Source organism: Kitasatospora albolonga, assembly GCA_002082585.1.
GTDB lineage: Bacteria > Actinomycetota > Actinomycetes > Streptomycetales > Streptomycetaceae > Streptomyces > Streptomyces stephensoniae.
The window spans coordinates 3278158-3301027 of the sequence record CP020563.1; the positions used below are offsets into that span (position 1 = coordinate 3278158).

A 22870-nucleotide genomic window follows, 5' to 3' on the forward strand; every position below is an offset into this window, starting at 1 on the left:
GACCGGGCAACGACAGCGGGCCCGGCCGCCGAAGCGACCGGGCCCACTCACCGCCGTAACGCTGTTACGTCGTCGTCCGGCGCCTGCGCGCGCCCGGGCGGCGCTCGCTCGGCCGGGTCACCGGGTCACCGGCCTCCTTCGCCGCGTCGCGCCGCTGCGCACCGAAGGCGGAGAGCGCCTCGGCGAGCTTGTGCACGGACGGCTCCGGGGACAGGACGTCCACGCGCAGGCCGTGCTCCTCGGCGGTCTTCGCGGTGGCCGGGCCGATACACGCGATGACCGTGACGTTGTGCGGCTTGCCCGCGATGCCGACCAGGTTCCGGACGGTCGAGGACGAGGTGAACAGGACCGCGTCGAAGCCGCCGCCCTTGATCGCCTCGCGGGTGTCGGCAGGCGGCGGCGAGGCGCGGACCGTGCGGTACGCGGTGACGTCGTCGACCTCCCAGCCCAGCTCGATCAGCCCGGCCACCAGGGTCTCGGTGGCGATGTCGGCGCGCGGCAGGAACACCCGGTCGATCGGGTCGAAGACCGGGTCGTAGGGCGGCCAGTCCTCCAGCAGCCCGGCGGCGGACTGCTCGCCGGAGGGCACCAGGTCCGGCTTGACGCCGAAGTCGACCAGCGCGGCGGCCGTCTGCTCGCCGACGGCCGCGACCTTGATCCCGGCGAAGGCCCGGGCGTCGAGCCCGTACTCCTCGAACTTCTCCCGGACCGCCTTGACGGCGTTGACGCTGGTGAAGGCGATCCACTCGTAGCGCCCGGTGACCAGGCCCTTGACCGCGCGCTCCATCTGCTGGGGCGTACGCGGCGGCTCGACGGCGATCGTCGGGACCTCGTGCGGGACGGCACCGTACGAACGCAGCTGGTCGGAGAGCGAGGCGGCCTGCTCCTTCGTGCGCGGGACGAGCACCTTCCAGCCGAACAGCGGCTTGGACTCGAACCACGCGAGCTGGTCGCGCTGGGCGGCGGAGCTGCGCTCACCGACCACGGCTATGACCGGCCGGTGCCCCTCGGGGGAGGGCAGCACCTTGGCCTGCTTGAGGACCTGGGCGATCGTCCCGAGGGTCGCCGTCCAGGTGCGCTGGCGGGTGGTGGTGCCCGCGATCGTCACGGTGAGCGGGGTGTCGGGCTTGCGGCCCGCCGAGACCAGCTCACCGGCTGCGGCGGCGACCGCGTCCAGCGTGGTGGAGACGACGGCGGTCGCGTCGCTCGCGCCGACCTCGCTCCAGCACCGGTCGGATGCGGTACGCGCGTCGACGAAGCGCACGTCGGCGCCCTGCGCGTCCCGCAGCGGCACCCCGGCGTACGCGGGCACGCCGACGGCGTTCGCGACGCCCGGGACCACCTCGAAGGGCACCCCGGCGGCGGCGCAGGCGAGCATCTCCGCACCCGCGTTCCCGTCCAGGCCCGGGTCCCCGGCGACAGCGCGGACCACCCGCCTGCCGCCCTTCACGGCCTCCATGACAAGATTGGCCGCATCCCTGAGAACGGGTACTCCGGCGGTTGTTGACGCCACGTCAACAACCGTCAGCTCAGGCGTGCTCACGCCTGCCCGCGCATGCCCGCGGACGACGTCGAGCACATCGGGCTCGGCGACAAGGACGTCCGCGCTCGCAAGCGCCTCGACGGCGCGCAGCGTCAGCAGTCCCGGGTCGCCGGGACCGGCGCCGAGGAAGGTGACCTGGCCTTGTGGGGACAGGGGCGGAAAGTCGGATGCGGCGGGGCCGGTGGGGCTCAAAGTGCTCGCTCCCCCATAAGACCGGCCGCACCCTTGGCGAGCATCTCGGCCGCGAGTTCGCGTCCGAGGGCCGCCGCGTCGTCGTACGACGTGGGAACGGGACCGGTGGTGGACAGCTGTACCAGCGAGGAACCGTCGGTGGAACCGACGACTCCGCGCAGGCGCAGTTCGTTGACAACCTGTCCGTCGACCAGGAGGTCGGCCAGCGCACCCACGGGTGCGGAGCAGCCGGCCTCCAGGGCGGCGAGCAGGGCGCGTTCGGCGGTCACGGCGGCCCGGGTGTACGGATCGTCGAGCTCGGCGAGCGCGGCGGCGAGGTCGGCGCTGGACGCAGCGCACTCGATCGCCAGTGCTCCCTGGCCGGGAGCGGGCAGAACGGTGTCGACCGGCAGGAAGTCGGTGACCTCACCGGTGCGGCCGAGGCGGCTGAGCCCGGCGGCGGCGAGGACCACCGCGTCGAGCTCCCCGTCCCGCACGAACCCGATCCGGGTGTCGACGTTGCCCCGGATGGGGACGGTCTCGATCCGCAGGCCGTGCGAGCGGGCGTACGCGTTCAGCTGCGCCATGCGGCGCGGCGAACCGGTGCCGATGCGGGCGCCGTCGGGCAGCTGCGCGAAGGTCAGCCCGTCGCGGGCCACCAGGGCGTCGCGCGGGTCCTCGCGCTGCGGCACGGCGGCGAGCAGCAGCTCCTCGGGCTGGCTGGTGGGGAGGTCCTTGAGCGAGTGGACGGCGAAGTCCACCTCGCCCCGCAGCAGCGCCTCGCGCAGGGCCGCGACGAACACACCGGTGCCGCCGATCTGCGCCAGGTGCTCGCGGGAGGTGTCACCGTACGTGGTGATCTCGACGAGCTCGACGGCGCGCCCGGTCACCTCGCGGACGGCCTCGGCCACCAGGCCGGACTGGGCCATGGCCAGCTTGGAGCGCCGGGTGCCCAGCCGGAGCGGCGCGGCGCTCCGCGCGTCCGGCGTTGAGTTGTCGGTCATGACCGCCCTCTATTCGGGTCGTTCAGGTCGGCCCGGGAGACGGCGGCCACCGTCTGCGGGTCGAGGTCGAAGAGTTCGCGCAGCGCGTCCGCGTACCCGGCGCCGCCGGGCTCGCTGGCCAGCTGCTTGACCCGCACGGTGGGCGCGTGCAGGAGTTTGTCGACGACGCGGCGCACGGTCTGGGTGATCTCGGCGCGCTGCTTCTCGTCCAGGTCGGGGAGGCGGCCGTCCAGCCGGGCGATCTCCCCGGCGACCACGTCGGCGGCCATGGTGCGCAGGGCGACCACGGTCGGGGCGACATGGGCGGCGCGCTGGGCGGCGCCGAAGGCGGCCACCTCGTCGGCGACGATCGTGCGGACCTGGTCCACGTCGGCGGCCATCGGGGCGTCGGCGGAGGCGTCGGCGAGCGACTCGATGTCGACGAGCCGGACACCGTCGATGCGGTGGGCGGCGCCGTCGATGTCGCGCGGCATGGCGAGGTCGAGCAGGGCGAGCCGCACCGGGCCGGTGGACTGCGCGGGCAGCGTGACGCGGCGCGGGGCCTCGGGCGCGGAGGTGGCGGAACCGTTCTCCACCCAGGCGGCGTGCTGGTCGACGTCGGCCGGGGCCGGGATCGGGGCGAGGGCGACGGCGGGCGCCCGGTCCGGGACGTCCAGGGTGACCCCGAGGGCGTCCGCGAGGGCGTCGGCGGTGAGGACGAGGCCGGTGGAGCCGGTGCAGGAGACGACGATGTCGGCACGTGTCAGTTCGTCGCCGACCGCGGACATCTCGACCGCGTGCGCGCGGACGGTGGTGTCGTCGCCCTGCTGGAGGATCTCCACCAGCCGGTCGGCGCGGGCGCGGGTCCGGTTGGCGACGACGATCTCGGCGACCCCGGTCCGGGCCAGGGTGGCGGCGGCCAGCGAGGACATCGATCCGGCGCCGATCACCAGGGCGCGCTTGCCCCGGGCCCAGAGACCCGGGTCGGCCCCGGCGGCGAGTTGCTGGAGCCCGAAGGTGACGAGCGACTGCCCGGCCCGGTCGATCCCGGTCTCGCTGTGGGCGCGCTTGCCGACCCGCAGGGCCTGCTGGAAGAGGTCGTTCAGCAGCCGTCCGGCGGTGTGCAGCTCCTGGCCGCGCGCGAGCGCGTCCTTGATCTGGCCGAGGATCTGGCCCTCGCCGACGACCATCGAGTCCAGCCCGCAGGCCACCGAGAAGAGGTGGTGGACGGCCCGGTCCTCGTAGTGCACATAGAGATACGGAGTGAGCTCGTCCAGTCCGACGCCGCTGTGCTGGGCGAGCAGGGTGGAGAGCTCGGCGACGCCCGCGTGGAACTTGTCCACGTCCGCGTACAGCTCGATGCGGTTGCAGGTGGCCAGCACGGCGGCCTCGGTCGCGGGTTCCGCGGCGAGGGTGTCCTGGAGCAGCTTGGCCTGGGTGTCGGCAGCGAGGGAGGCCCTCTCCAGTACGGAGACGGGGGCGCTGCGGTGGCTCAGTCCGACGACGAGGAGGCTCATGCGGGCATCACGGCGGGCATGTCCCCGTCGGGTCCCTTCCGGCTCGCGGGCGTGGCACGCATCGGCGGGGCCTCGGGGTCCTCGCCCTCCACGGGCGCGTCCTCCCCGGCCTTGCGCTGCTCGTGGAACGCCAGGATCTGGAGCTCGATGGAGAGGTCGACCTTGCGTACGTCGACGCCCTCGGGCACCGAGAGCACGGTCGGCGCGAAGTTCAGGATGGAGGTCACCCCGGCGGCCACGAGCCGGTCGCAGACCTGCTGGGCGGCGCCGGGCGGGGTGGTGATCACACCGATGGACACACCGTTGTCGCTGATGATCCGGTCCAGGTCGTCCGTGTGCTGGACGGCGATCCCGGCCACCGGCGTACCGGCCATGGCGGGGTCGGCGTCGATCAGCGCGGCGACCCGGAAGCCGCGGGAGGCGAAGCCGCCGTAGTTGGCGAGGGCCGCGCCGAGGTTGCCGATGCCGACGATGGCGACCGGCCAGTCCTGGGTGAGGCCGAGCTCGCGCGAGATCTGGTAGACGAGGTACTCGACGTCGTACCCGACACCGCGGGTGCCGTAGGACCCGAGGTAGCTGAAGTCCTTGCGCAGCTTCGCCGAGTTGACGCCGGCCGCGGTGGCCAGTTCCTCGGAGGAGACCGTGGGGACCGATCGCTCGGAGAGCGCGGTGAGGGCGCGCAGGTACAGCGGAAGTCGGGCGACGGTGGCCTCGGGAATTCCTCGGCTACGGGTCGCCGGTCGGTGAGTTCGGCCAGTTGCCACGGTGCTCCTGCGGGATGAGCGGGGCTGCAGGCGGCCGTATGTCCCAAGACCGCCCCGTCGAATGCAGGCTATGTCTTTGTGAACGCGTGCACAAAGATGGTGTCCGTTTTGTCCGGTCAAAGTGACCGGGGTCACGCACATACCCCGTGCGATCCCGGAACCAAGGACCGCATCAGCCCGTTGCAGCCTCGAAGGGGGCAAAGCGGTACACACTCCTCACGTCCACTCCCCCGAGACCACTCAAAACGCCCATGATGTTAACCGAGTTTCACTCACGCACCCAGTGCCTTGCGCAGCCTCTCCGGGTCCACCCGCCAGAACGTGTGCTGTTCGCCGTCGATCAGCACCACCGGGATCTGCTCCCAGTACTCCTTGTACAGCTCCTCGTCCTCGGTGATGTCCTTCTCCACCCACGACGCACCGGTCTCCCCGCAGACCGCGTCCACCACCGCGCGGGCGTCCTCGCACAGATGGCAGCCGGGCTTCCCCACCAGGGTGACCACCCGGTCGGCGGGCTTCTTCTTCGTACGGCGCAGCAGAGGACTCATGCCTTCATTCTGCGCCCGGCCGCCCCTCGCTCCGGACCGTCCGGAATCGCCCGATTAACGATCCGGCCCCGCAGAGTTCACGCCACCGCATCCCGGCAGGTCGGGCACGTACCGGCGGACTGGCTATGCTCACCGCATGGCCGCTCTTGGATGGCTCACACCCCGTAGGCGTTCCGCGACTGCACGGAGCGTCCTGGCAGGCGAGGCAGCGGCCGAGGCCGCGCGCAAGACCTCGGCCGAGGACGAATCCGCCCTGCTGGCCAAGTCCCCCGAGGAGACCCCCGAGGAACCCGCGTTCCCCGTCGCCGGGGACGACCGCGCCGCCGCCTTCTTCGACCTCGACAACACCGTCATGCAGGGCGCCGCGATCTTCCACTTCGGCCGGGGCCTGTACAAGCGGAAGTTCTTCGAACGCCGCGAGCTCACCCGGTTCGCCTGGCAGCAGGCGTGGTTCCGGCTGGCCGGTGTCGAGGACCCGGAACACATGCAGGACGCCCGCGACAGCGCCCTGTCCATCGTCAAGGGCCACCGCGTCTCCGAGCTGATGTCCATCGGCGAGGAGATCTACGACGAGTACATGGCCGACCGCATCTGGCCCGGCACCCGCGCCCTGGCCCAGGCCCACCTGGACGCGGGCCAGCGCGTCTGGCTGGTCACCGCCGCCCCGGTGGAGACGGCCACCATCATCGCCCGCCGCCTCGGCCTGACCGGCGCGCTCGGCACCGTCGCGGAGTCGGTCGACGGCGTCTACACCGGCCGCCTGGTGGGCGAGCCCCTGCACGGCCCCGCCAAGGCCGAAGCCGTACGCGCGCTGGCGGCGGCCGAGGGCCTCGACCTGGAGCGGTGCGCCGCCTACAGCGACTCGCACAACGACATCCCGATGCTCTCGCTGGTCGGCCACCCCTACGCGATCAACCCGGACACCAAGCTCCGCAAACACGCCCGCGCCCTGGACTGGCGGCTGCGCGACTACCGCACCGGGCGCAAGGCGGCCAAGGTCGGCATCCCGGCCGCCGCCGGGGTCGGCGCGCTGGCGGGCGGCACCGCCGCCGCGCTCGCCCTGCACCGCCGCCGTCGCTGAACGCGACGCGAGAGCGGCAGAGCGACAGATCGCGAAGCAATTCGATCAATAACTGATCACGATGCGCTACTCGTTGCGTCACTTAGCGATACAAGAAACGACGTAATCGGTGATTTAGACAACTGGGTGTAGCGCCGCCTGCACGAAGCGTTATTCTCCTCAGACGCATCACGGAGACCGTCACTCGCTACGACGAGTGATGTTTTTCGAACTGCTCGTGATGGAAGCTCTGCCTCTGGGAGTCCCGTGTACCCACACGTCGGGGTTGACGCCTCGGGCCTGGCTACGCTGCGTGCATCGGTCATTGACCGCCTGCGCGGCTTCGTCCCCACCGCGTACGCCGTCCCCGCCTTCGCCACCCCTGCACCTGTCGGCCCGTGCTACGCCATGGCCGAACGCAGTGCGGCGGTCGGAAGACGCAGTACCCGCGCCGCCGCCTCGACCACGTCGACCGTCCGCCGTCCCACCGCCGACAGCGACAGCGCGCGCATGATGGACCTCGTCGAGCGCGCACAGGCCGGAGAGGCGGACGCCTTCGGCCGCCTGTACGACCAGTACAGCGACACCGTGTACCGGTACATCTACTACCGCGTGGGCGGCAAGGCGACCGCGGAGGACCTCACCAGCGAGACCTTCCTGCGCGCGCTGCGCCGTATCTCCACCTTCACCTGGCAGGGCCGCGACTTCGGCGCCTGGCTGGTCACCATCGCCCGCAACCTGGTCGCCGACCACTTCAAATCCAGTCGTTTCCGACTGGAAGTGACCACCGGCGAAATGCTCGACGCCAACGAGGTGGAGCGCTCCCCGGAGGACTCCGTCCTGGAGTCCCTCTCCAACGCCGCACTGCTCCAGGCCGTGCGACGGCTCAATCCGCAGCAGCAGGAGTGCGTCACCCTGCGCTTCCTCCAGGGCCTCTCGGTCGCCGAGACGGCCCGGGTGATGGGGAAGAACGAGGGCGCGATCAAGACCCTTCAGTACCGCGCCGTCCGGACGCTCGCCCGGCTGCTGCCGGACGACGCCCGCTGACGGACACCACACGGACTGGTCCGATCATCTTTCGTGCGTACATCTTTCGTGCGTAACCCAAGTGCCGCGCCACTCGTTGTGCCGGTTGCAGGCCCCCTGTCGTCACCCCCTGTCCGCGACCGCTCACTCCATCGAGTGGAAGCGCTCAAGGTGTGCAACTTCCGGACCGCCAGGGGAGTCGACCGTCATGACGAGAGGAGGTGCCGCCAGTGATCGCAAACGTTTCGGCACACCGGCGGGCGAACGCCTTCGCCCAGGCCCTGGAGGAGCAGAACCCCCAGGGTGCGGCGGCCGTACAGCCCGAGGAGCCGGCCGCCCAGGCCGACCGCGGACCGCTGTTGGCCCTGGCGAACGGCCTCGGTGAGCTACCGAAGCCGCAGTTGGACCCCGAGGTCAAAGTGGTGCAGCGAGCCCAGCTCGTCGCCGCCATGGAGGCCATGTTCGCCGAGGGCGGCGCGTCCACGGGCCCTACGGTGCCCGTACAACGGGGCAAGGGGGCCCACCGGGCCTCACCACTGCGCAGACTGCGTCCCCGCTCCCGCTGGGCGAAGGGGCTGACCGCCGGCGGGCTCACCGTGGGTGTGGCAGCGGGCGCGTTCGGCGGAGTGGCCGCTGCCAGCTCCGACGCCCTGCCCGGTGACTCGCTGTACGGGCTGAAGCGCGGGATGGAGGACATCAGCCTCGGCATGACCAAGGGCGACGCCGACCGCGGCGCGGCCTATCTCGACCAGGCGTCCACCCGGCTCAACGAGGCCCGCAGACTCATGGAGCGCGGCCGGGCAGGCCAGCTGGACCACGAGTCCCTCGGCGCCGTCAGACGCGCGCTCAACGGCATGTCCCACGACGCGTCCGAGGGCCACCGCCTGCTCCACTCCGCGTACGAGCGCGACGGCTCCATCGGCCCCATCCAGACCCTGGACTCCTTCTCCCGCTCGCACCGCGCCACCTGGAGCAGCCTCCGCGACCGGCTGCCCGTCCAGCTCACCGACGTCAGTAACGAGGTCAGCTCGGTCTTCGAGGCCATGGAGGACGACGTGGCCCCGCTCCAGTCCCTCCTGCCCCGCCCCCCGGGCACGAGCAGCCAGGACACCGGCCGCACCGACACCACCACCCCGGACACCGGCACCCCCCGGACCGACGACGCCCCCGCCCCCGCGCCCCCCGACCGGTCCGAGGGCCGCCCCGACTCCAGCACCGCACCGAAGCCCTCGGGCTCGTCGGGCTCCTCCGGCTCCACCGGCACGGCCCCCGAGAACGGCCTCCTCGGCGGCGGTACGGACGGACTGCTCGACGAGCTCCCCACGGACGGGCTCACCCAGCCGTCCCCGGAGAGCAGGCCGAGCACCACGCCGCGCCCCGCCCCGGACGTCACCCTGCCCCCGCTGCTCCCCGGGCTCCTCCCCGGCCTGGGGATCGACGGGGAGAACCTCAAGCCGAAACCGTAGGCGCGGAAAATACGGAGAGGGGGCCGGTACGCACAGCGCGTACCGGCCCCCTCTCCGTACCCAGGACGCCCGGTTCAGAAGAAGACCGACCTCCGCTGCACCAGCAGCTTGTACAGCGTGTGCTGGATCTGCTCCCGCACCTGGTCCGTCAGGTTGAACATCAGCATCGGGTCCTCCGCCGCCTCCGGCGGATAGCCGTCCGTCGGGATCGGCTCACCGAACTGGATCGTCCACTTCGTCGGCAACGGCAGCGCGCCCAGCGGCCCCAGCCACGGGAACGTCGGCGTGATCGGGAAGTACGGGAAGCCCAGCAGCCGGGCCAGCGTCTTCGCGTTGCCGATCATCGGGTAGATCTCCTCGGCGCCCACGATCGAGCACGGCACGATCGGCGCCCCCGCCCGCAACGCCGTCGAGACGAACCCGCCCCGCCCGAACCGCTGGAGCTTGTAGCGGTCGCCGAACGGCTTGCCGATGCCCTTGAAGCCCTCCGGCATCACCCCGACGATCTCGCCCAGCTCCAGCAGCCGCTGCGCGTCCTCCGCACAGGCCAGCGTGTGCCCGGCCTTCCGCGCCAGCTCGTTGACGACCGGGAGGTGGAAGACCAGATCGGCGGCGAGCAGCCGCAGATGGCGCTCGGCCGGGTGGTGGTCGTGCACCGCGACCTGGAGCATCAGCCCGTCCAGCGGCAGCGTCCCGGAGTGGTTGGCCACGATGAGCGCCCCGCCCTCCGACGGGATGTTCTCGATGCCCTTGACCTCGACCCGGAAGTACGTGTCCGCCAGCGGCCGGAGCGCCGACATCAGGACCTGGTCGGTGAGCTCCTTGTCGTAACCGAACTCGTCGACCTCGTAGTCACCGGTGACCCGCCGCCGCAGGAACGCGAGCCCGCCCGCGATCCGCCGCTCCCAGCCACCGTCCGCCCCCGCCGAGGGCGCCGGGGACGCCGAGGACGCCGGGGACACCGAGGGCTCCGGCGGCTCCTGGGGCTCCTGCGCGCCCGCCCCGCCCTCCGGGGCGGGCTCGGGCAGCCGGCCGCCCGGCAGGGCGCTCACAGGGGCCGTGGAGCCGTCGCCCCGGCCACCGGCGCCGGTCCGGCGCCGGGCCGGACGTGAGCCGCCGCCGGACCGCGAACGGTCGTCGTCGAACGGAATGACCTTGGCGTCCGCCATCGTCGGTGCGCTCCTCTACCTGGCGCCGTGAGTCGTCTGTACCGCACCGGTCCCGCGTTCCCGCGACCCGGCACCCCCGCCCGGCAGCGGCAGTGCCGCCAGCCGGTCCACCGCTCTGCCCGCCGTCTCCGGCGGCAGCAGACCGGGCCCCCGGCTCCGCGCGAACTCCGCGAAGGTCTCGGCCGTGGTGAACGCCGGGCGGAAACCGAGGGTCTCGCGCATCTGCACGGTCGAGACCACCCTGCCATGGGTCAGCAGCCGGATCTGCTCCGGCGAGAAGTCGGTCATCCCGATCGTCCGGAGCGCCGAGCCGACCCAGGTGACGGCGGGCAGCAGCACCGGCACGGTCGGCCGCCCCAGCCGCCGCGAGCACTGCGAGAGCAGCAGCACGCCCTCCCCGGCGATGTTGAAGGTCCCGCTGTTCAGCGTCCCGCGCCGGGGCTCGCGCGAAGCGATCCCCAGGACGTCGATGACATCGTCCTCGTGCACGAACTGGAGCCGGGGGTCGTAGCCGAAGACGGTCGGCAGGACGGGCAGCGAGAGGTAGTCCGCGAGCGGCGAATCGGGCCTCGGCCCCAGGATGTTGGCGAACCGCAGCACGCAGACCGCGACGTCCGGGCGGCGGCGGGCGAAGCCCCGTACATACCCCTCGACCTCCACCGCGTCCTTCGCGAACCCGCCGCTCGGCAGCGACTTGGGCGGGGTGGTCTCGGTGAAGACCGCCGGATCGCGGGGCGCCGACCCGTACACGCTCGTACTGGACTTCACCACGAGCCGCTGCACGGTCGGCGACTTCTGGCAGGCACCGAGCAGCTGCATGGTGCCGATGACGTTGGTCTCCTTGATCGCCGTCCGGCTCGCGGTGCCGAGCGCCTTGCCGGAGACGTCCAGGTGCACGACCGTGTCGACGGCGTACTCGGCGAGAATCCGCGCCAGGGCGGACTGCCGGATGTCCGCGCGGACGAACTCCACGTCCCCCAGGGGATGCGCGGGCGCGACCGCGTCCACGGCGATCACCCGGTCCACCCCGGGCTCCCGCTGGACGCGCCGGACGAAGCGGCCCCCCAGCTGCCGGGCCACTCCTGTGACGAGGACGACCTTCCCCACGACCCGCGCCTTCCGTCGGACCGGGAAGCGAGACCTGCTTCCCGCGGTAACTTCCCTGGCGGTCACCGTAGCGGGTGGACGCCGTCCTGTGACGACCCCGTGCCCCGAAACGCACCGCAGCCCTCCCACCGGAACGGCGGGAGGGCTGCGGATCTCACGAACTGCGTTCGCTTACTTCTTGTTGCGACGCTGAACGCGCGTGCGCTTGAGCAGCTTGCGGTGCTTCTTCTTGGCCATCCGCTTGCGCCGCTTCTTGATAACAGAGCCCACGACTACCCTCGCTCACTTCTTTTTCACTGGTGCGGGGCGTCTGGGCCCACACGACCTACGTCGGCCTAGCCTACCCGCCACTGGGTGAGGGACGTAATCCGAGGGCAGACCTCAGGCGTCCGAGGGCGGCGTCAGGCTGATTCCACCCCCACAAAGGACTCGCGGAGATACTCGTGAACCGCTTGCTCCGGCACCCGGAAGGACCTTCCCACCCGGATCGCCGGCAGATGACCGCTGTGCACCAAGCGGTACACGGTCATCTTCGACACTCGCATGACCGAGGCGACTTCCGCCACGGTCAGAAACCTGACCTCGTTGAGAGGCCGTTCGTTGTCAGCAGCCATGACCCACCTGTACCTTCCGCACCGGACGCGCACCGGCTTCCCCTCCGGTGACTCTTCGTCGCTGTGCGCTCACTCCCCAGATTAGGTGCGGGTGGTGCGAGTGGGGAAGAGGAGGGACGACCGGGCCGTCACGAGGGCAGATCCGCACGCTGGAGCACATAGCGCGTCAGTGGCCGGTAGTAGTGCGAGCGGACCCCGTCGTCGAGCGGCACGGCGACCGAAACCCGCCCCTCTGCCTCGCCGACGAAGAGCGCCGGATCGTCCGTATCCGCCGGTCCGATCGCTTCGATACCGAGCTGACCTGCACCGCAGACCCACCCGTGGTCCCCGATCACCAGCTCCGGAAGCACCCCGTGCCGCTCCGCCGCGTCCTGGAGCGCCACCCTGACCGGCAGCGGGGAGTGGGTGTGTGCGCCGGTTTCACCACCGGTGGGGCGCCCCCCGGGTTCGCGCACCAGGGCGACCCCCCGTACGTAGTCGAGACGGTACGTACGTACGCCGAACCGGGTCGTTATGTCGATACATCGCCCCTGCGCGGGGGTGAGGACAGGGCATCCCGCCGCCGACAAGGCGTCTGCCAGCCCGGCGTAGAACCCCAGCAGCCGGTGCGGATGCCCGGTCCCCAGCAGCACCGGAGCCCGCCGCGCCGCCGCGCGCCCCAGCCGTTCCGCGAACGCGTCCAGCGCGGCCACCGTCCGCTCCGGGTCGATCGCGTCGGGGCCCGAGACATGCGCGGGATCGGCCGAGACCCCGCACCGCTCCGCCATCAGCCGCAACAGCTCCGGCTCGTCCCAGGACCGCTCGGGCGTGAGCCCCAGCGTCACCCGCGGATCGCGCGCGGCGAACAGCCGGTAGCTGCGCAGGCTGTTCTCGCGCGGGGTGGCCACGGGCCCGGCCAGCCGGGCCGCCAGCAGATGGGCGCGTAACGCTCCGGTGCTCAACACCCCATGGATGCTGCCGCACCGGCCCGCCCCGGTGCCGGGATTCCCGCTTTCACCCCACCGTTGGCGTAACCGCGCGGCACAATGCCCCACCCGGTACGCGCCGGGCTCAGGCGAGCAGCCCCCGCAGCGGGAACGCGGCCTTACGGGTCGCGAGGACGGCCTGGTCGAGCCGGTCCGCCGGGTCGTACCCGTCCTCCCAGGACTGCCAGGAGGGCGTACGCCCGTCGGTCATCCGGCCGGGGCCCAGCTGCCGCGTACGGGCATAGACGAGATCCCGCCACGACGACGGCACCACCGACTCCGGATCGACAGGAGCATGCGCGGCGATCCCGACCAGATGCGTCCACGACCGGGGTACGACGTCCACCACCGCGTACCCGCCCCCGCCGAGCGCCACCCACCGCCCGCCCTCGGCGTACCGGTGGGCCAGCTCGTGGCAGGACTCCATGACCGCCCGCTGCGCGTCCAGCGACACGGCGAGGTGGGCGAGCGGGTCCTCGAAGTGCGTGTCGGCCCCGTGCTGCGTCACGAGCACCTGGGGCCGGAAATCGGCCAGCAGCTCGGGCACGACGGCGTGGAAGGCCCGCAGCCACCCGGCGTCCCCGGTCCCGGCGGGCAGCGCCAGGTTCACCGAGGAGCCCTCCCCCGCCCCGGCCCCGGTCTCCTCCGGCCACCCGGTCTGCGGGAAAAGGGTCCGGGGATGCTCGTGCAGCGAAATGGTGAGCACCCTCGGGTCCTCCCAGAACGCGGCCTGCACCCCGTCCCCGTGGTGGACGTCCACATCCACGTACGCGACCCGCTCGGCGCCCAGCTCCAGCAGCCGGGCGATGGCGATGGCCGGATCGTTGTAGATGCAGAACCCGGCGGCCGCCCCCGGCATGGCGTGATGCAGCCCCCCGGTGAAGTTCACGGCGTGTTCGGTCTCACCCCGCCACACGGCCTCGGCGGCCCCCACGGAGAGCCCGGCGATCAGTGCGGACGCCTCGTGCATCCCGGCGAACGCCGGATCATCGACGGTCCCGAGCCCGTACTCCTGGTCGGCCGTCCGGGGGTTGGCCGAGGCCGCCCGCACCGCCGACACATAGTCCTGCCGGTGCACGAGCCGCAGGGTGGAGTCCCCCAGGGCCCTGGCCCCCCGCAGGTCCACCGCCTCGTCCAGCCCGAACGCCCGCACCAGCCCCATCGTCAGGGCCAGCCGGACCGGGTCCATGGGGTGGCTCTCCCCGAAGTCGTATCCCGTAACTGCGTCATCCCACATCAGCTGTGCGCGGCCGCTCATGCCCGCCACCGTATCGGGCGGTCTCCGACGCGAACGAGCGGGCATACACCAGCGTCACCAGCACCAGAACCATCGGTACGAGCATGGCCCCCCGATAACTCCACGCGTCGCCCACAACCCCCACCAGCGGCGAACCCACCAGGAACCCCACATAGTTGAAGATATTGAGCCGGGCCACGGCGGCGTCGCTGTTCCCCGGGAACATCCGCCCGGCCGCCGCGAAGGTCTGCGGCACGATCACACAGAGCCCGAGCCCCAGCAGTGTGAACCCGAGCATCCCCACCCAGGCCCCAGGCGCCCCGGCCACCACCGCGAACCCGCAGGCCGCCAGCAGACTCCCGCCCCGCACGACGGCGGCCGCCCCGAACCGCCGCACCCCGAGATCCCCGACGGCCCGCCCCAGCAGGGTCGTCACCATATAGACGTTGTACGGAACCGTCGCCAGCTGCTCGGAGCTGCCGAGCACGTCCTGGAGGTACTTGGCACTCCAGTTGGAGACGGTCGCGTCACCGATGTACGCGAAGCACATCACCAGGCAGAGCGGCAGCAACAGCCCGAACGGCACACCCCCGCCCGCACGTGCTCCGCCGACCTCCCCCTCCTCGCCCTCTCTCCCCTCCGTGTACCACCGGCTGCCGACCAGCACGGCGGGCAGCAGCACAGCCACCACCGGCAGGTACGACACGAACAACGACAGATCCCAGCGCGCCCCGGCCCAGGCCAGGGACGCCCCGACGATCCCGCCGAAGCTGAACGCGGCGTGGAACCCGAGCATGATGCTGCGCCCGTACGCCCGCTGAAGGCTGACGCCCATCATGTTCATCGAGGCGTCGAGCGCCCCGACCGCCAGCCCGAAGACGCCGAGCGCCACGGCGACCTGCCACATCTCCCGCCCCGCGCCCGCACCGAGGAGGGCGAGCAGGACGAGCGGCTGGGCCCACCGCAGGACGACACCGGGCCGCACCCGCCCGACCAGCTTCCCGGTGAACACACTGCCGACCCCCGCCAGAACGGGAACGGCGGCGAGGAAGGCGGGCAGCAGCCCGTCGGATATCCCGTACTGGTCCTGAAGGGCGGGGATACGCGTCACCAGGAGAGCGAAGGCCACCCCCTGGGCGCCGAAGCTCAACGCCAGTGAAGCCCGGCCGTACCGCAGCCCCGGGCCGACCGCGCCCGGAGGTGTCATGCCTCCATCTGTCATGCCCGCGTCTGTCATGGCCGCGAGCGTAGGCCCAGGCTCTACCCATGGGTAGATGGATCAGGCGAGCAGTTCCGGGAGTTGGGACATGTCCGAGAAGTACCCGGTCACTCCGGTCAGCCGGTCGGCGGGCATCATCGACGTGAACCCGTACACGTCCATGCCCGCGGCCCGGGCCGCCTCGACCCCGAGCGGACTGTCCTCGATGACGACGCACCGCTCCGGCGCGACGCCCATCCGCTCGGCGGCGTGCAGAAACAGGTCCGGTGCAGGCTTGCCCCGCCCGACATCCTCGGAGCTGAAGATCCACTCCTCCTCGAACCACTGGTCGATCCCGGTCTTGCGGTGCCCGACCCGGATCTTCTCGTGGCTCCCGGACGAGGCGACGCAGTAGTCGACCCCGTCGGCGACGAGCTTGCCGAGCACGTCCTCGGCCCCGTCCACCGCGACCAGCTCCTGCTGGAAAGCGGCAAAGGTACGGGCGTAGAGGGTGGCCTCGAAGTCCGCGGGGAGCTTCTCACCGCCCCGCTCCTCGACGAGGTCGTGCACCCGGTGCACGGCGGCCCCCATGTAGTCGCGGAGCGACTCCTCGTACGAGGTGGGGTGACCGAGCTCGGTGAGGTAGCCGGCGAGGATGGTGTTGGCGATCGGCTCACTGTCGACGAGCACACCGTCGTTGTCGAAGATGACCAGTTCGTAGCGCATGGTTCGACCCTAGACGTTCAGAACGCAGGAAAGCCCCGCACCACAAGGGTGCGGGGCTTTCCCACAAAGATTGTTCGGCGGCGTCCTACTCTCCCACAGGGTCCCCCCTGCAGTACCATCGGCGCTGAAAGGCTTAGCTTCCGGGTTCGGAATGTAACCGGGCGTTTCCCTAACGCAATGACCACCGAAACACTATGAAACTTTGAACAAACCGGGTGTTGTCACGGCTGTTCGTTATTTCAGAACTAACACAGTGGACGCGAGCAACTGAGGACAAGCCCTCGGCCTATTAGTACCAGTCAGCTCCACCCGTTACCGGGCTTCCACATCTGGCCTATCAACCCAGTCGTCTACTGGGAGCCTTAACCAATCTAGTTGGTGGGAATACTCATCTCGAAGCAGGCTTCCCGCTTAGATGCTTTCAGCGGTTATCCTTTCCGAACGTAGCCAACCAGCCATGCCCTTGGCAGAACAACTGGCACACCAGAGGTTCGTCCGTCCCGGTCCTCTCGTACTAGGGACAGCCCTTCTCAATATTCCTACGCGCACAGCGGATAGGGACCGAACTGTCTCACGACGTTCTAAACCCAGCTCGCGTACCGCTTTAATGGGCGAACAGCCCAACCCTTGGGACCGACTCCAGCCCCAGGATGCGACGAGCCGACATCGAGGTGCCAAACCATCCCGTCGATATGGACTCTTGGGGAAGATCAGCCTGTTATCCCCGGGGTACCTTTTATCCGTTGAGCGACAGCGCTTCCACAAGCCACTGCCGGATCACTAGTCCCGACTTTCGTCCCTGCTCGACCCGTCGGTCTCACAGTCAAGCTCCCTTGTGCACTTACACTCAACACCTGATTGCCAACCAGGCTGAGGGAACCTTTGGGCGCCTCCGTTACTCTTTAGGAGGCAACCGCCCCAGTTAAACTACCCATCAGACACTGTCCCTGATCCGGATCACGGACCCAGGTTAGACATCCAGCACGACCAGAGTGGTATTTCAACGACGACTCCACAACCACTGGCGTGGCCGCTTCACAGTCTCCCACCTATCCTACACAAGCCGAACCGAACACCAATATCAAACTATAGTAAAGGTCCCGGGGTCTTTCCGTCCTGCTGCGCGAAACGAGCATCTTTACTCGTAGTGCAATTTCACCGGGCCTATGGTTGAGACAGTCGAGAAGTCGTTACGCCATTCGTGCAGGTCGGAACTTACCCGACAAGGAATTTCGCTACCTTAGGATGGTTATAGTTACCACCGCCGTTTACTGGCGCTTAAGTTCTCAGCTTCGCCACCCCGAAGAGCAGCTAACCGGTCCCCTTAACGTTCCAGCACCGGGCAGGCGTCAGTCCGTATACATCGCCTTACGGCTTCGCACGGACCTGTGTTTTTAGTAAACAGTCGCTTCTCGCTGGTCTCTGCGGCCACCCCCAGCTCACGGAGCAAGTCCGATCACCAGTGATGGCCCCCTTCTCCCGAAGTTACGGGGGCATTTTGCCGAGTTCCTTAACCATAGTTCACCCGAACGCCTCGGTATTCTCTACCTGACCACCTGAGTCGGTTTAGGGTACGGGCCGCCATGAAACTCGCTAGAGGCTTTTCTCGACAGCATAGGATCATCCACTTCACCACAATCGGCTCGGCATCAGGTCTCAGACTATGTGCACGACGGATTTGCCTACCGTGCGTCCTACACCCTTACCCCGGGACAACCACCGCCCGGGCTGGACTACCTTCCTGCGTCACCCCATCGCTTACCTACTACAAGTCTGGTTCATCGGCTCCACCACTACCCTCAACTCCGAAGAGATCGGGCCGGCTTCACGGACTTAGCATCGCCTGATTCAGTACTGGGCGTTTCAAAGCGGGTACCGGAATATCAACCGGTTGTCCATCGACTACGCCTGTCGGCCTCGCCTTAGGTCCCGACTTACCCTGGGCAGATCAGCTTGACCCAGGAACCCTTAGTCAATCGGCGCACACGTTTCTCACGTGTGTATCGCTACTCATGCCTGCATTCTCACTCGTGAACCGTCCACAACTCGCTTCCACGGCTGCTTCACCCGGCACACGACGCTCCCCTACCCAACCCAACAGGCGTTGGCCCTATATGTTGGATTGACACGACTTCGGCGGTACGCTTGAGCCCCGCTACATTGTCGGCGCGGAATCACTTGACCAGTGAGCTATTACGCACTCTTTCAAGGGTGGCTGCTTCTAAGCCAACCTCCTGGTTGTCTCTGCGACTCCACATCCTTTCCCACTTAGCGTACGCTTAGGGGCCTTAGTCGATGCTCTGGGCTGTTTCCCTCTCGACCATGGAGCTTATCCCCCACAGTCTCACTGCCGCGCTCTCACTTACCGGCATTCGGAGTTTGGCTAAGGTCAGTAACCCGGTAGGGCCCATCGCCTATCCAGTGCTCTACCTCCGGCAAGAAACACACGACGCTGCACCTAAATGCATTTCGGGGAGAACCAGCTATCACGGAGTTTGATTGGCCTTTCACCCCTAACCACAGGTCATCCCCCAGGTTTTCAACCCTGGTGGGTTCGGTCCTCCACGAAGTCTTACCTCCGCTTCAACCTGCCCATGGCTAGATCACTCCGCTTCGGGTCTAGAGCGTGCAACTCAAACGCCCTGTTCGGACTCGCTTTCGCTACGGCTTCCCCACACGGGTTAACCTCGCTACACACCGCTAACTCGCAGGCTCATTCTTCAAAAGGCACGCAGTCACGACACACCGAGCAAGCTCGATGTGCGACGCTCCCACGGCTTGTAGGCACACGGTTTCAGGTACTATTTCACTCCGCTCCCGCGGTACTTTTCACCATTCCCTCACGGTACTATCCGCTATCGGTCACCAGGGAATATTTAGGCTTAGCGGGTGGTCCCGCCAGATTCACACGGGATTTCTCGGGCCCCGTGCTACTTGGGTGGTTCTCAAACGAGCCGTCAATGTTTCAGCTACGGGGGTCTTACCCTCTACGCCGGACCTTTCGCATGTCCTTCGCCTACATCAACGGTTTCTGACTCGCCTCACAGCCGGCAGACTGTGAAAGAGAACTCCCACAACCCCGCATACGCAACCCCTGCCGGGTATCACACGCATACGGTTTGGCCTCATCCAGTTTCGCTCGCCACTACTCCCGGAATCACGGTTGTTTTCTCTTCCTGAGGGTACTGAGATGTTTCACTTCCCCTCGTTCCCTCCACACTGCCTATGTGTTCAGCAGCGGGTGACAGCCCATGACGACTGCCGGGTTTCCCCATTCGGAAACCCCCGGATCAAAGCTTGGTTGACAGCTCCCCGGGGACTATCGTGGCCTCCCACGTCCTTCATCGGTTCCTGGTGCCAAGGCATCCACCGTGCGCCCTTAAAAACTTGGCCACAGATGCTCGCGTCCACTGTGCAGTTCTCAAACAACGACCAGCCACCCACCACCCCGTCCTGAGGACGAGTTCACTGGGGCCGGAACGAAGGAACAACCTTACGGCCGTACCCTCAGACACCCAACAACGTGCCCGACACGATACTTCGCTCATCACGTTCCACGCTCCGAAGAGCAGTACTAGTGACAACCAAACCATCGTGCCGAATAGTCAACGTTCCACCCATGAGCTGACCACCGTCGAACATTTGCCGACGTAGTGGCTCTGGATTCCCGAAGGAATCTAGATGCTCCTTAGAAAGGAGGTGATCCAGCCGCACCTTCCGGTACGGCTACCTTGTTACGACTTCGTCCCAATCGCCAGTCCCACCTTCGACAGCTCCCTCCCCACAAGGGGGTTGGGCCACCGGCTTCGGGTGTTACCGACTTTCGTGACGTGACGGGCGGTGTGTACAAGGCCCGGGAACGTATTCACCGCAGCAATGCTGATCTGCGATTACTAGCAACTCCGACTTCATGGGGTCGAGTTGCAGACCCCAATCCGAACTGAGACCGGCTTTTTGAGATTCGCTCCGCCTTACGACATCGCAGCTCATTGTACCGGCCATTGTAGCACGTGTGCAGCCCAAGACATAAGGGGCATGATGACTTGACGTCGTCCCCACCTTCCTCCGAGTTGACCCCGGCAGTCTCCTGTGAGTCCCCATCACCCCGAAGGGCATGCTGGCAACACAGAACAAGGGTTGCGCTCGTTGCGGGACTTAACCCAACATCTCACGACACGAGCTGACGACAGCCATGCACCACCTGTATACCGACCACAAGGGGGCACCATCTCTGATGCTTTCCGGTATATGTCAAGCCTTGGTAAGGTTCTTCGCGTTGCGTCGAATTAAGCCACATGCTCCGCTGCTTGTGCGGGCCCCGTCAATTCCTTTGAGTTTTAGCCTTGCGGCCGTACTCCCCAGGCGGGGAACTTAATGCGTTAGCTGCGGCACCGACGACGTGGAATGTCGCCAACACCTAGTTCCCAACGTTTACGGCGTGGACTACCAGGGTATCTAATCCTGTTCGCTCCCCACGCTTTCGCTCCTCAGCGTCAGTAATGGCCCAGAGATCCGCCTTCGCCACCGGTGTTCCTCCTGATATCTGCGCATTTCACCGCTACACCAGGAATTCCGATCTCCCCTACCACACTCTAGCTAGCCCGTATCGAATGCAGACCCGGGGTTAAGCCCCGGGCTTTCACATCCGACGTGACAAGCCGCCTACGAGCTCTTTACGCCCAATAATTCCGGACAACGCTTGCGCCCTACGTATTACCGCGGCTGCTGGCACGTAGTTAGCCGGCGCTTCTTCTGCAGGTACCGTCACTTGCGCTTCTTCCCTGCTGAAAGAGGTTTACAACCCGAAGGCCGTCATCCCTCACGCGGCGTCGCTGCATCAGGCTTTCGCCCATTGTGCAATATTCCCCACTGCTGCCTCCCGTAGGAGTCTGGGCCGTGTCTCAGTCCCAGTGTGGCCGGTCGCCCTCTCAGGCCGGCTACCCGTCGTCGCCTTGGTAGGCCATTACCCCACCAACAAGCTGATAGGCCGCGGGCTCATCCTTCACCGCCGGAGCTTTCAACCCCCACCCATGCAGGCAGGAGTATTATCCGGTATTAGACCCCGTTTCCAGGGCTTGTCCCAGAGTGAAGGGCAGATTGCCCACGTGTTACTCACCCGTTCGCCACTAATCCACCCCGAAAGGCTTCATCGTTCGACTTGCATGTGTTAAGCACGCCGCCAGCGTTCGTCCTGAGCCAGGATCAAACTCTCCGTGAATGTTTACCCGTAATCGGGTGCACACACACGAGAGCGGAACAACCGGTCGGAATAAGACCCGTTGTTCACAGCGTCCTCGCTGTGTTCATTGCCTGCCCGATGCCACCCGAAGGCGACCCGTGCAGGACTTTCAAAGGAACCACCAACCCCCACGAGTGTGGAGGCCGGGGTATCAACATATCTGGCGTTGACTTTTGGCACGCTGTTGAGTTCTCAAGGAACGGACGCTTCCTTCGGTCCCGTATCACCGGGCCCCTCCGGGCGCTTCCCTTCAGTTTTTTCTTTGTCCTGCTGTCTTGCGTTTCCGACTCTATCAGACCCTTTTCAGTGTCTGACCCCCGGTCGAAGCGGGGCGCTTTCGAGGTTCTTCGCTTTCGCGTTTTCCCTTTCCGGCGAGTCCGACTCTATCAGATCCTTTCGGGCCTGACTCCCAGTCAGCGGGGCTTGTCCTCCCGGCCGTTGGGCCGTTCCGACGAGTGAGACTTTAGCGGAATCCTCGCCCCCGACGCTAATCGGGGTGCGTTCCTTCGAACGCGGATTCCTCATTTCGCGAATGCGCACGAAAAGGCAGGCGACATGGAGTCGCTCGCTGATCGTGGTTACTGCGGAATGGCTGTCCGGGGACCGACCGGGGTCGGCGCTCACGTCGGACAACTCGGAGCACACTACGGACCCGGCCGGGGTGTGTCAACCCCCGGCCGGGGCGGGGGTCAGCCGTTGCCGGAGGCCAGTTCGCGGCTGCGGTCGCGGGCGGCTTCGAGGGCGGCGATGAGGGCTGCTCGTACGCCGTGGTTCTCCAGTTCGCGGATGGCGCTGATCGTGGTGCCGGCGGGGCTGGTGACGGCCTCGCGGAGCTTGACCGGGTGTTCGCCGCTGTCCCGGAGCATCACGGCGGCACCGATCGCGGCCTGGACGATGAGGTCGTGGGCCTGGGCACGGGGCAGGCCCAGCAGGATGCCCGCGTCGGTCATGGCCTCGACCAGGAAGTAGAAGTAGGCGGGGCCCGAGCCGGAGAGGGCGGTGGCCGCGTCCTGCTGGGACTCCGGGACGCGCAGGGTCTTGCCGACGCCACCGAAGATCTCCTCGGTGGTGGTGAGGTGCGCGGCGGTGGCGTGGCTGCCCGCCGAGATGACGGACATGCCCTCGTCCACCAGGACCGGGGTGTTGGGCATGACCCGGACGACCGGGGTGCCCTGGGTGAGCCGGTCCTCGATGAAGGTGGTCGTGATGCCTGCCGCCGCGCTGATGACCAGGCGGTCGGCGCCGACGTGCGGGGCCAGTTCGTCGAGGAGCCTCCCCATGTCCTGCGGCTTCACCGCGAGGATGAGGATGTCCGCCGCCTTCGCTGCCTCGGCGTTGCTGGCCGACTCGACTCCGTACCGCGTGTGCAGCTCCTGGGCGCGTTCGCCTCGGCGGGTGGTCACCAGGAGGTCGGCCGGTCGCCAGCCCGCCCGGATCATGCCGCTGAGGAGGGCCTCGCCGATCTTGCCGGTGCCGAGGACTGCGACTGTCTGGGTCATGTGTTCACCCTCCGGGCGGTGCTGGGGTCGGGATGGGG

At 68.0% G+C, this 22870-nt stretch carries 17 protein-coding genes, 3 rRNA genes and 1 pseudogene; 4 read left to right on the forward strand and 17 right to left on the reverse strand.

What is annotated here, in order from left to right:
* Positions 1-64 precede the first annotated feature (64 nt).
* The 5 genes from B7C62_14165 to B7C62_14185 form a co-directional block, all read right to left on the reverse strand.
* Positions 65-1735 (reverse strand): bifunctional uroporphyrinogen-III C-methyltransferase/uroporphyrinogen-III synthase, encoded by a 1671-nt coding sequence (locus B7C62_14165; GenBank protein ARF73285.1) that lies wholly within the window; start codon positions 1733-1735, stop codon positions 65-67.
* Positions 1732-2718: a hydroxymethylbilane synthase gene (locus tag B7C62_14170; protein ID ARF73286.1), complete on the reverse strand. Its 987-nt coding sequence runs from the start codon at positions 2716-2718 to the stop codon at positions 1732-1734. The genes B7C62_14165 and B7C62_14170 overlap by 4 nt, the downstream gene beginning before the upstream one ends.
* Positions 2715-4214: a glutamyl-tRNA reductase gene (locus tag B7C62_14175; protein ID ARF73287.1), complete on the reverse strand. Its 1500-nt coding sequence runs from the start codon at positions 4212-4214 to the stop codon at positions 2715-2717. Before B7C62_14175 ends, B7C62_14170 begins: the two co-directional genes overlap by 4 nt.
* A complete protein-coding gene (locus B7C62_14180; GenBank protein ARF73288.1) occupies positions 4211-4978 on the reverse strand; it encodes a redox-sensing transcriptional repressor Rex in 768 nt (255 codons plus the stop codon). The genes B7C62_14175 and B7C62_14180 overlap by 4 nt, the downstream gene beginning before the upstream one ends.
* A gap of 272 nt (positions 4979-5250) precedes the next feature.
* Positions 5251-5526: an NrdH-redoxin gene (locus B7C62_14185; protein ARF73289.1), complete on the reverse strand. Its 276-nt coding sequence runs from the start codon at positions 5524-5526 to the stop codon at positions 5251-5253.
* Positions 5527-5662: 136 nt separating this feature from the next.
* On the opposite strand from B7C62_14185, the gene B7C62_14190 reads away from it, so the two are divergent.
* From B7C62_14190 to B7C62_14200, 3 genes are all read left to right on the forward strand, one after another.
* On the forward strand, positions 5663-6607 hold the full coding sequence (locus tag B7C62_14190; protein ARF73290.1) for a hydrolase: 945 nt from the start codon (positions 5663-5665) through the stop codon (positions 6605-6607).
* A gap of 246 nt (positions 6608-6853) precedes the next feature.
* Positions 6854-7633 carry an RNA polymerase subunit sigma-24 gene (locus B7C62_14195; protein ID ARF73291.1) on the forward strand — a complete coding sequence of 260 codons (780 nt, stop codon included), beginning with the start codon at positions 6854-6856 and terminating at the stop codon, positions 7631-7633.
* A gap of 209 nt (positions 7634-7842) precedes the next feature.
* Positions 7843-9078, forward strand: coding sequence for a hypothetical protein (locus B7C62_14200; protein ARF73292.1), 1236 nt, complete (start codon positions 7843-7845; stop codon positions 9076-9078).
* A gap of 74 nt (positions 9079-9152) precedes the next feature.
* Here B7C62_14200 and B7C62_14205 read toward each other — a convergent pair whose 3' ends face one another.
* The 11 genes from B7C62_14205 to B7C62_14255 all read right to left on the reverse strand — a co-directional run bounded on the left by B7C62_14205 (position 9153) and on the right by B7C62_14255 (position 21314).
* On the reverse strand, positions 9153-10247 hold the full coding sequence (locus B7C62_14205; GenBank protein ID ARF73293.1) for a glycerol acyltransferase: 1095 nt from the start codon (positions 10245-10247) through the stop codon (positions 9153-9155).
* Positions 10248-10262: 15 nt separating this feature from the next.
* Positions 10263-11354: an NAD-dependent dehydratase gene (locus tag B7C62_14210; GenBank protein ID ARF73294.1), complete on the reverse strand. Its 1092-nt coding sequence runs from the start codon at positions 11352-11354 to the stop codon at positions 10263-10265.
* A 171-nt stretch (positions 11355-11525) separates the two neighbouring features.
* Positions 11526-11624, reverse strand: coding sequence for an AURKAIP1/COX24 domain-containing protein (locus tag B7C62_14215; protein ARF73295.1), 99 nt, complete (start codon positions 11622-11624; stop codon positions 11526-11528).
* A gap of 131 nt (positions 11625-11755) precedes the next feature.
* Complete coding sequence (locus tag B7C62_14220; GenBank protein ARF73296.1) at positions 11756-12001, reverse strand: transcriptional regulator; 246 nt, start codon at positions 11999-12001, stop codon at positions 11756-11758.
* A gap of 95 nt (positions 12002-12096) precedes the next feature.
* Positions 12097-12912: a hypothetical protein gene (locus tag B7C62_14225; GenBank protein ID ARF73297.1), complete on the reverse strand. Its 816-nt coding sequence runs from the start codon at positions 12910-12912 to the stop codon at positions 12097-12099.
* 106 nt (positions 12913-13018) lie between these two features.
* Positions 13019-14191 (reverse strand): acetoin utilization protein AcuC, encoded by a 1173-nt coding sequence (locus tag B7C62_14230; GenBank protein ARF73298.1) that lies wholly within the window; start codon positions 14189-14191, stop codon positions 13019-13021.
* On the reverse strand, positions 14160-15377 hold the full coding sequence (locus B7C62_14235; GenBank protein ID ARF73299.1) for an MFS transporter: 1218 nt from the start codon (positions 15375-15377) through the stop codon (positions 14160-14162). The genes B7C62_14230 and B7C62_14235 overlap by 32 nt, the downstream gene beginning before the upstream one ends.
* Positions 15378-15449: 72 nt before the next feature.
* Positions 15450-16094, reverse strand: coding sequence for a hydrolase (locus B7C62_14240; GenBank protein ARF73300.1), 645 nt, complete (start codon positions 16092-16094; stop codon positions 15450-15452).
* A 72-nt stretch (positions 16095-16166) separates the two neighbouring features.
* Positions 16167-16283, reverse strand: a 5S ribosomal RNA gene (gene rrf, locus B7C62_14245).
* A gap of 75 nt (positions 16284-16358) precedes the next feature.
* Positions 16359-19508 (reverse strand): 23S ribosomal RNA (locus tag B7C62_14250).
* A 274-nt stretch (positions 19509-19782) separates the two neighbouring features.
* Positions 19783-21314: ribosomal RNA gene (locus tag B7C62_14255) — 16S ribosomal RNA — on the reverse strand.
* The 16S, 23S and 5S rRNA genes sit together here, the layout of an rRNA operon.
* Positions 21315-21469: 155 nt before the next feature.
* Here B7C62_14255 and B7C62_14260 point away from each other — a divergent pair.
* Positions 21470-21800, forward strand: a pseudogene (locus B7C62_14260) (hypothetical protein).
* A 222-nt stretch (positions 21801-22022) separates the two neighbouring features.
* On the opposite strand, the gene B7C62_14265 reads toward B7C62_14260, so the two are convergent.
* Positions 22023-22832, reverse strand: coding sequence for a pyrroline-5-carboxylate reductase (locus B7C62_14265; GenBank protein ARF73301.1), 810 nt, complete (start codon positions 22830-22832; stop codon positions 22023-22025).
* Between the last annotated feature and the right edge of the window lie 38 nt (positions 22833-22870).

Bases quoted from the DNA above. Each gene is read 5' to 3' on its own strand.
- B7C62_14175 (ARF73287.1), bottom strand. From the start codon at position 4,214: ATGAGCCTCCTCGTCGTCGGACTGAGCCACCGCAGCGCCCCCGTCTCC.
- B7C62_14235 (ARF73299.1), bottom strand. From the start codon at position 15,377: ATGACACCTCCGGGCGCGGTCGGCCCGGGGCTGCGGTACGGCCGGGCT.
- B7C62_14170 (ARF73286.1), bottom strand. From the start codon at position 2,718: ATGACCGACAACTCAACGCCGGACGCGCGGAGCGCCGCGCCGCTCCGG.
- B7C62_14265 (ARF73301.1), bottom strand. From the start codon at position 22,832: ATGACCCAGACAGTCGCAGTCCTCGGCACCGGCAAGATCGGCGAGGCC.
- B7C62_14230 (ARF73298.1), bottom strand. From the start codon at position 14,191: ATGAGCGGCCGCGCACAGCTGATGTGGGATGACGCAGTTACGGGATAC.
- B7C62_14240 (ARF73300.1), bottom strand. From the start codon at position 16,094: ATGCGCTACGAACTGGTCATCTTCGACAACGACGGTGTGCTCGTCGAC.
- B7C62_14185 (ARF73289.1), bottom strand. From the start codon at position 5,526: ATGAGTCCTCTGCTGCGCCGTACGAAGAAGAAGCCCGCCGACCGGGTG.
- B7C62_14205 (ARF73293.1), bottom strand. From the start codon at position 10,247: ATGGCGGACGCCAAGGTCATTCCGTTCGACGACGACCGTTCGCGGTCC.
- B7C62_14190 (ARF73290.1), top strand. From the start codon at position 5,663: ATGGCCGCTCTTGGATGGCTCACACCCCGTAGGCGTTCCGCGACTGCA.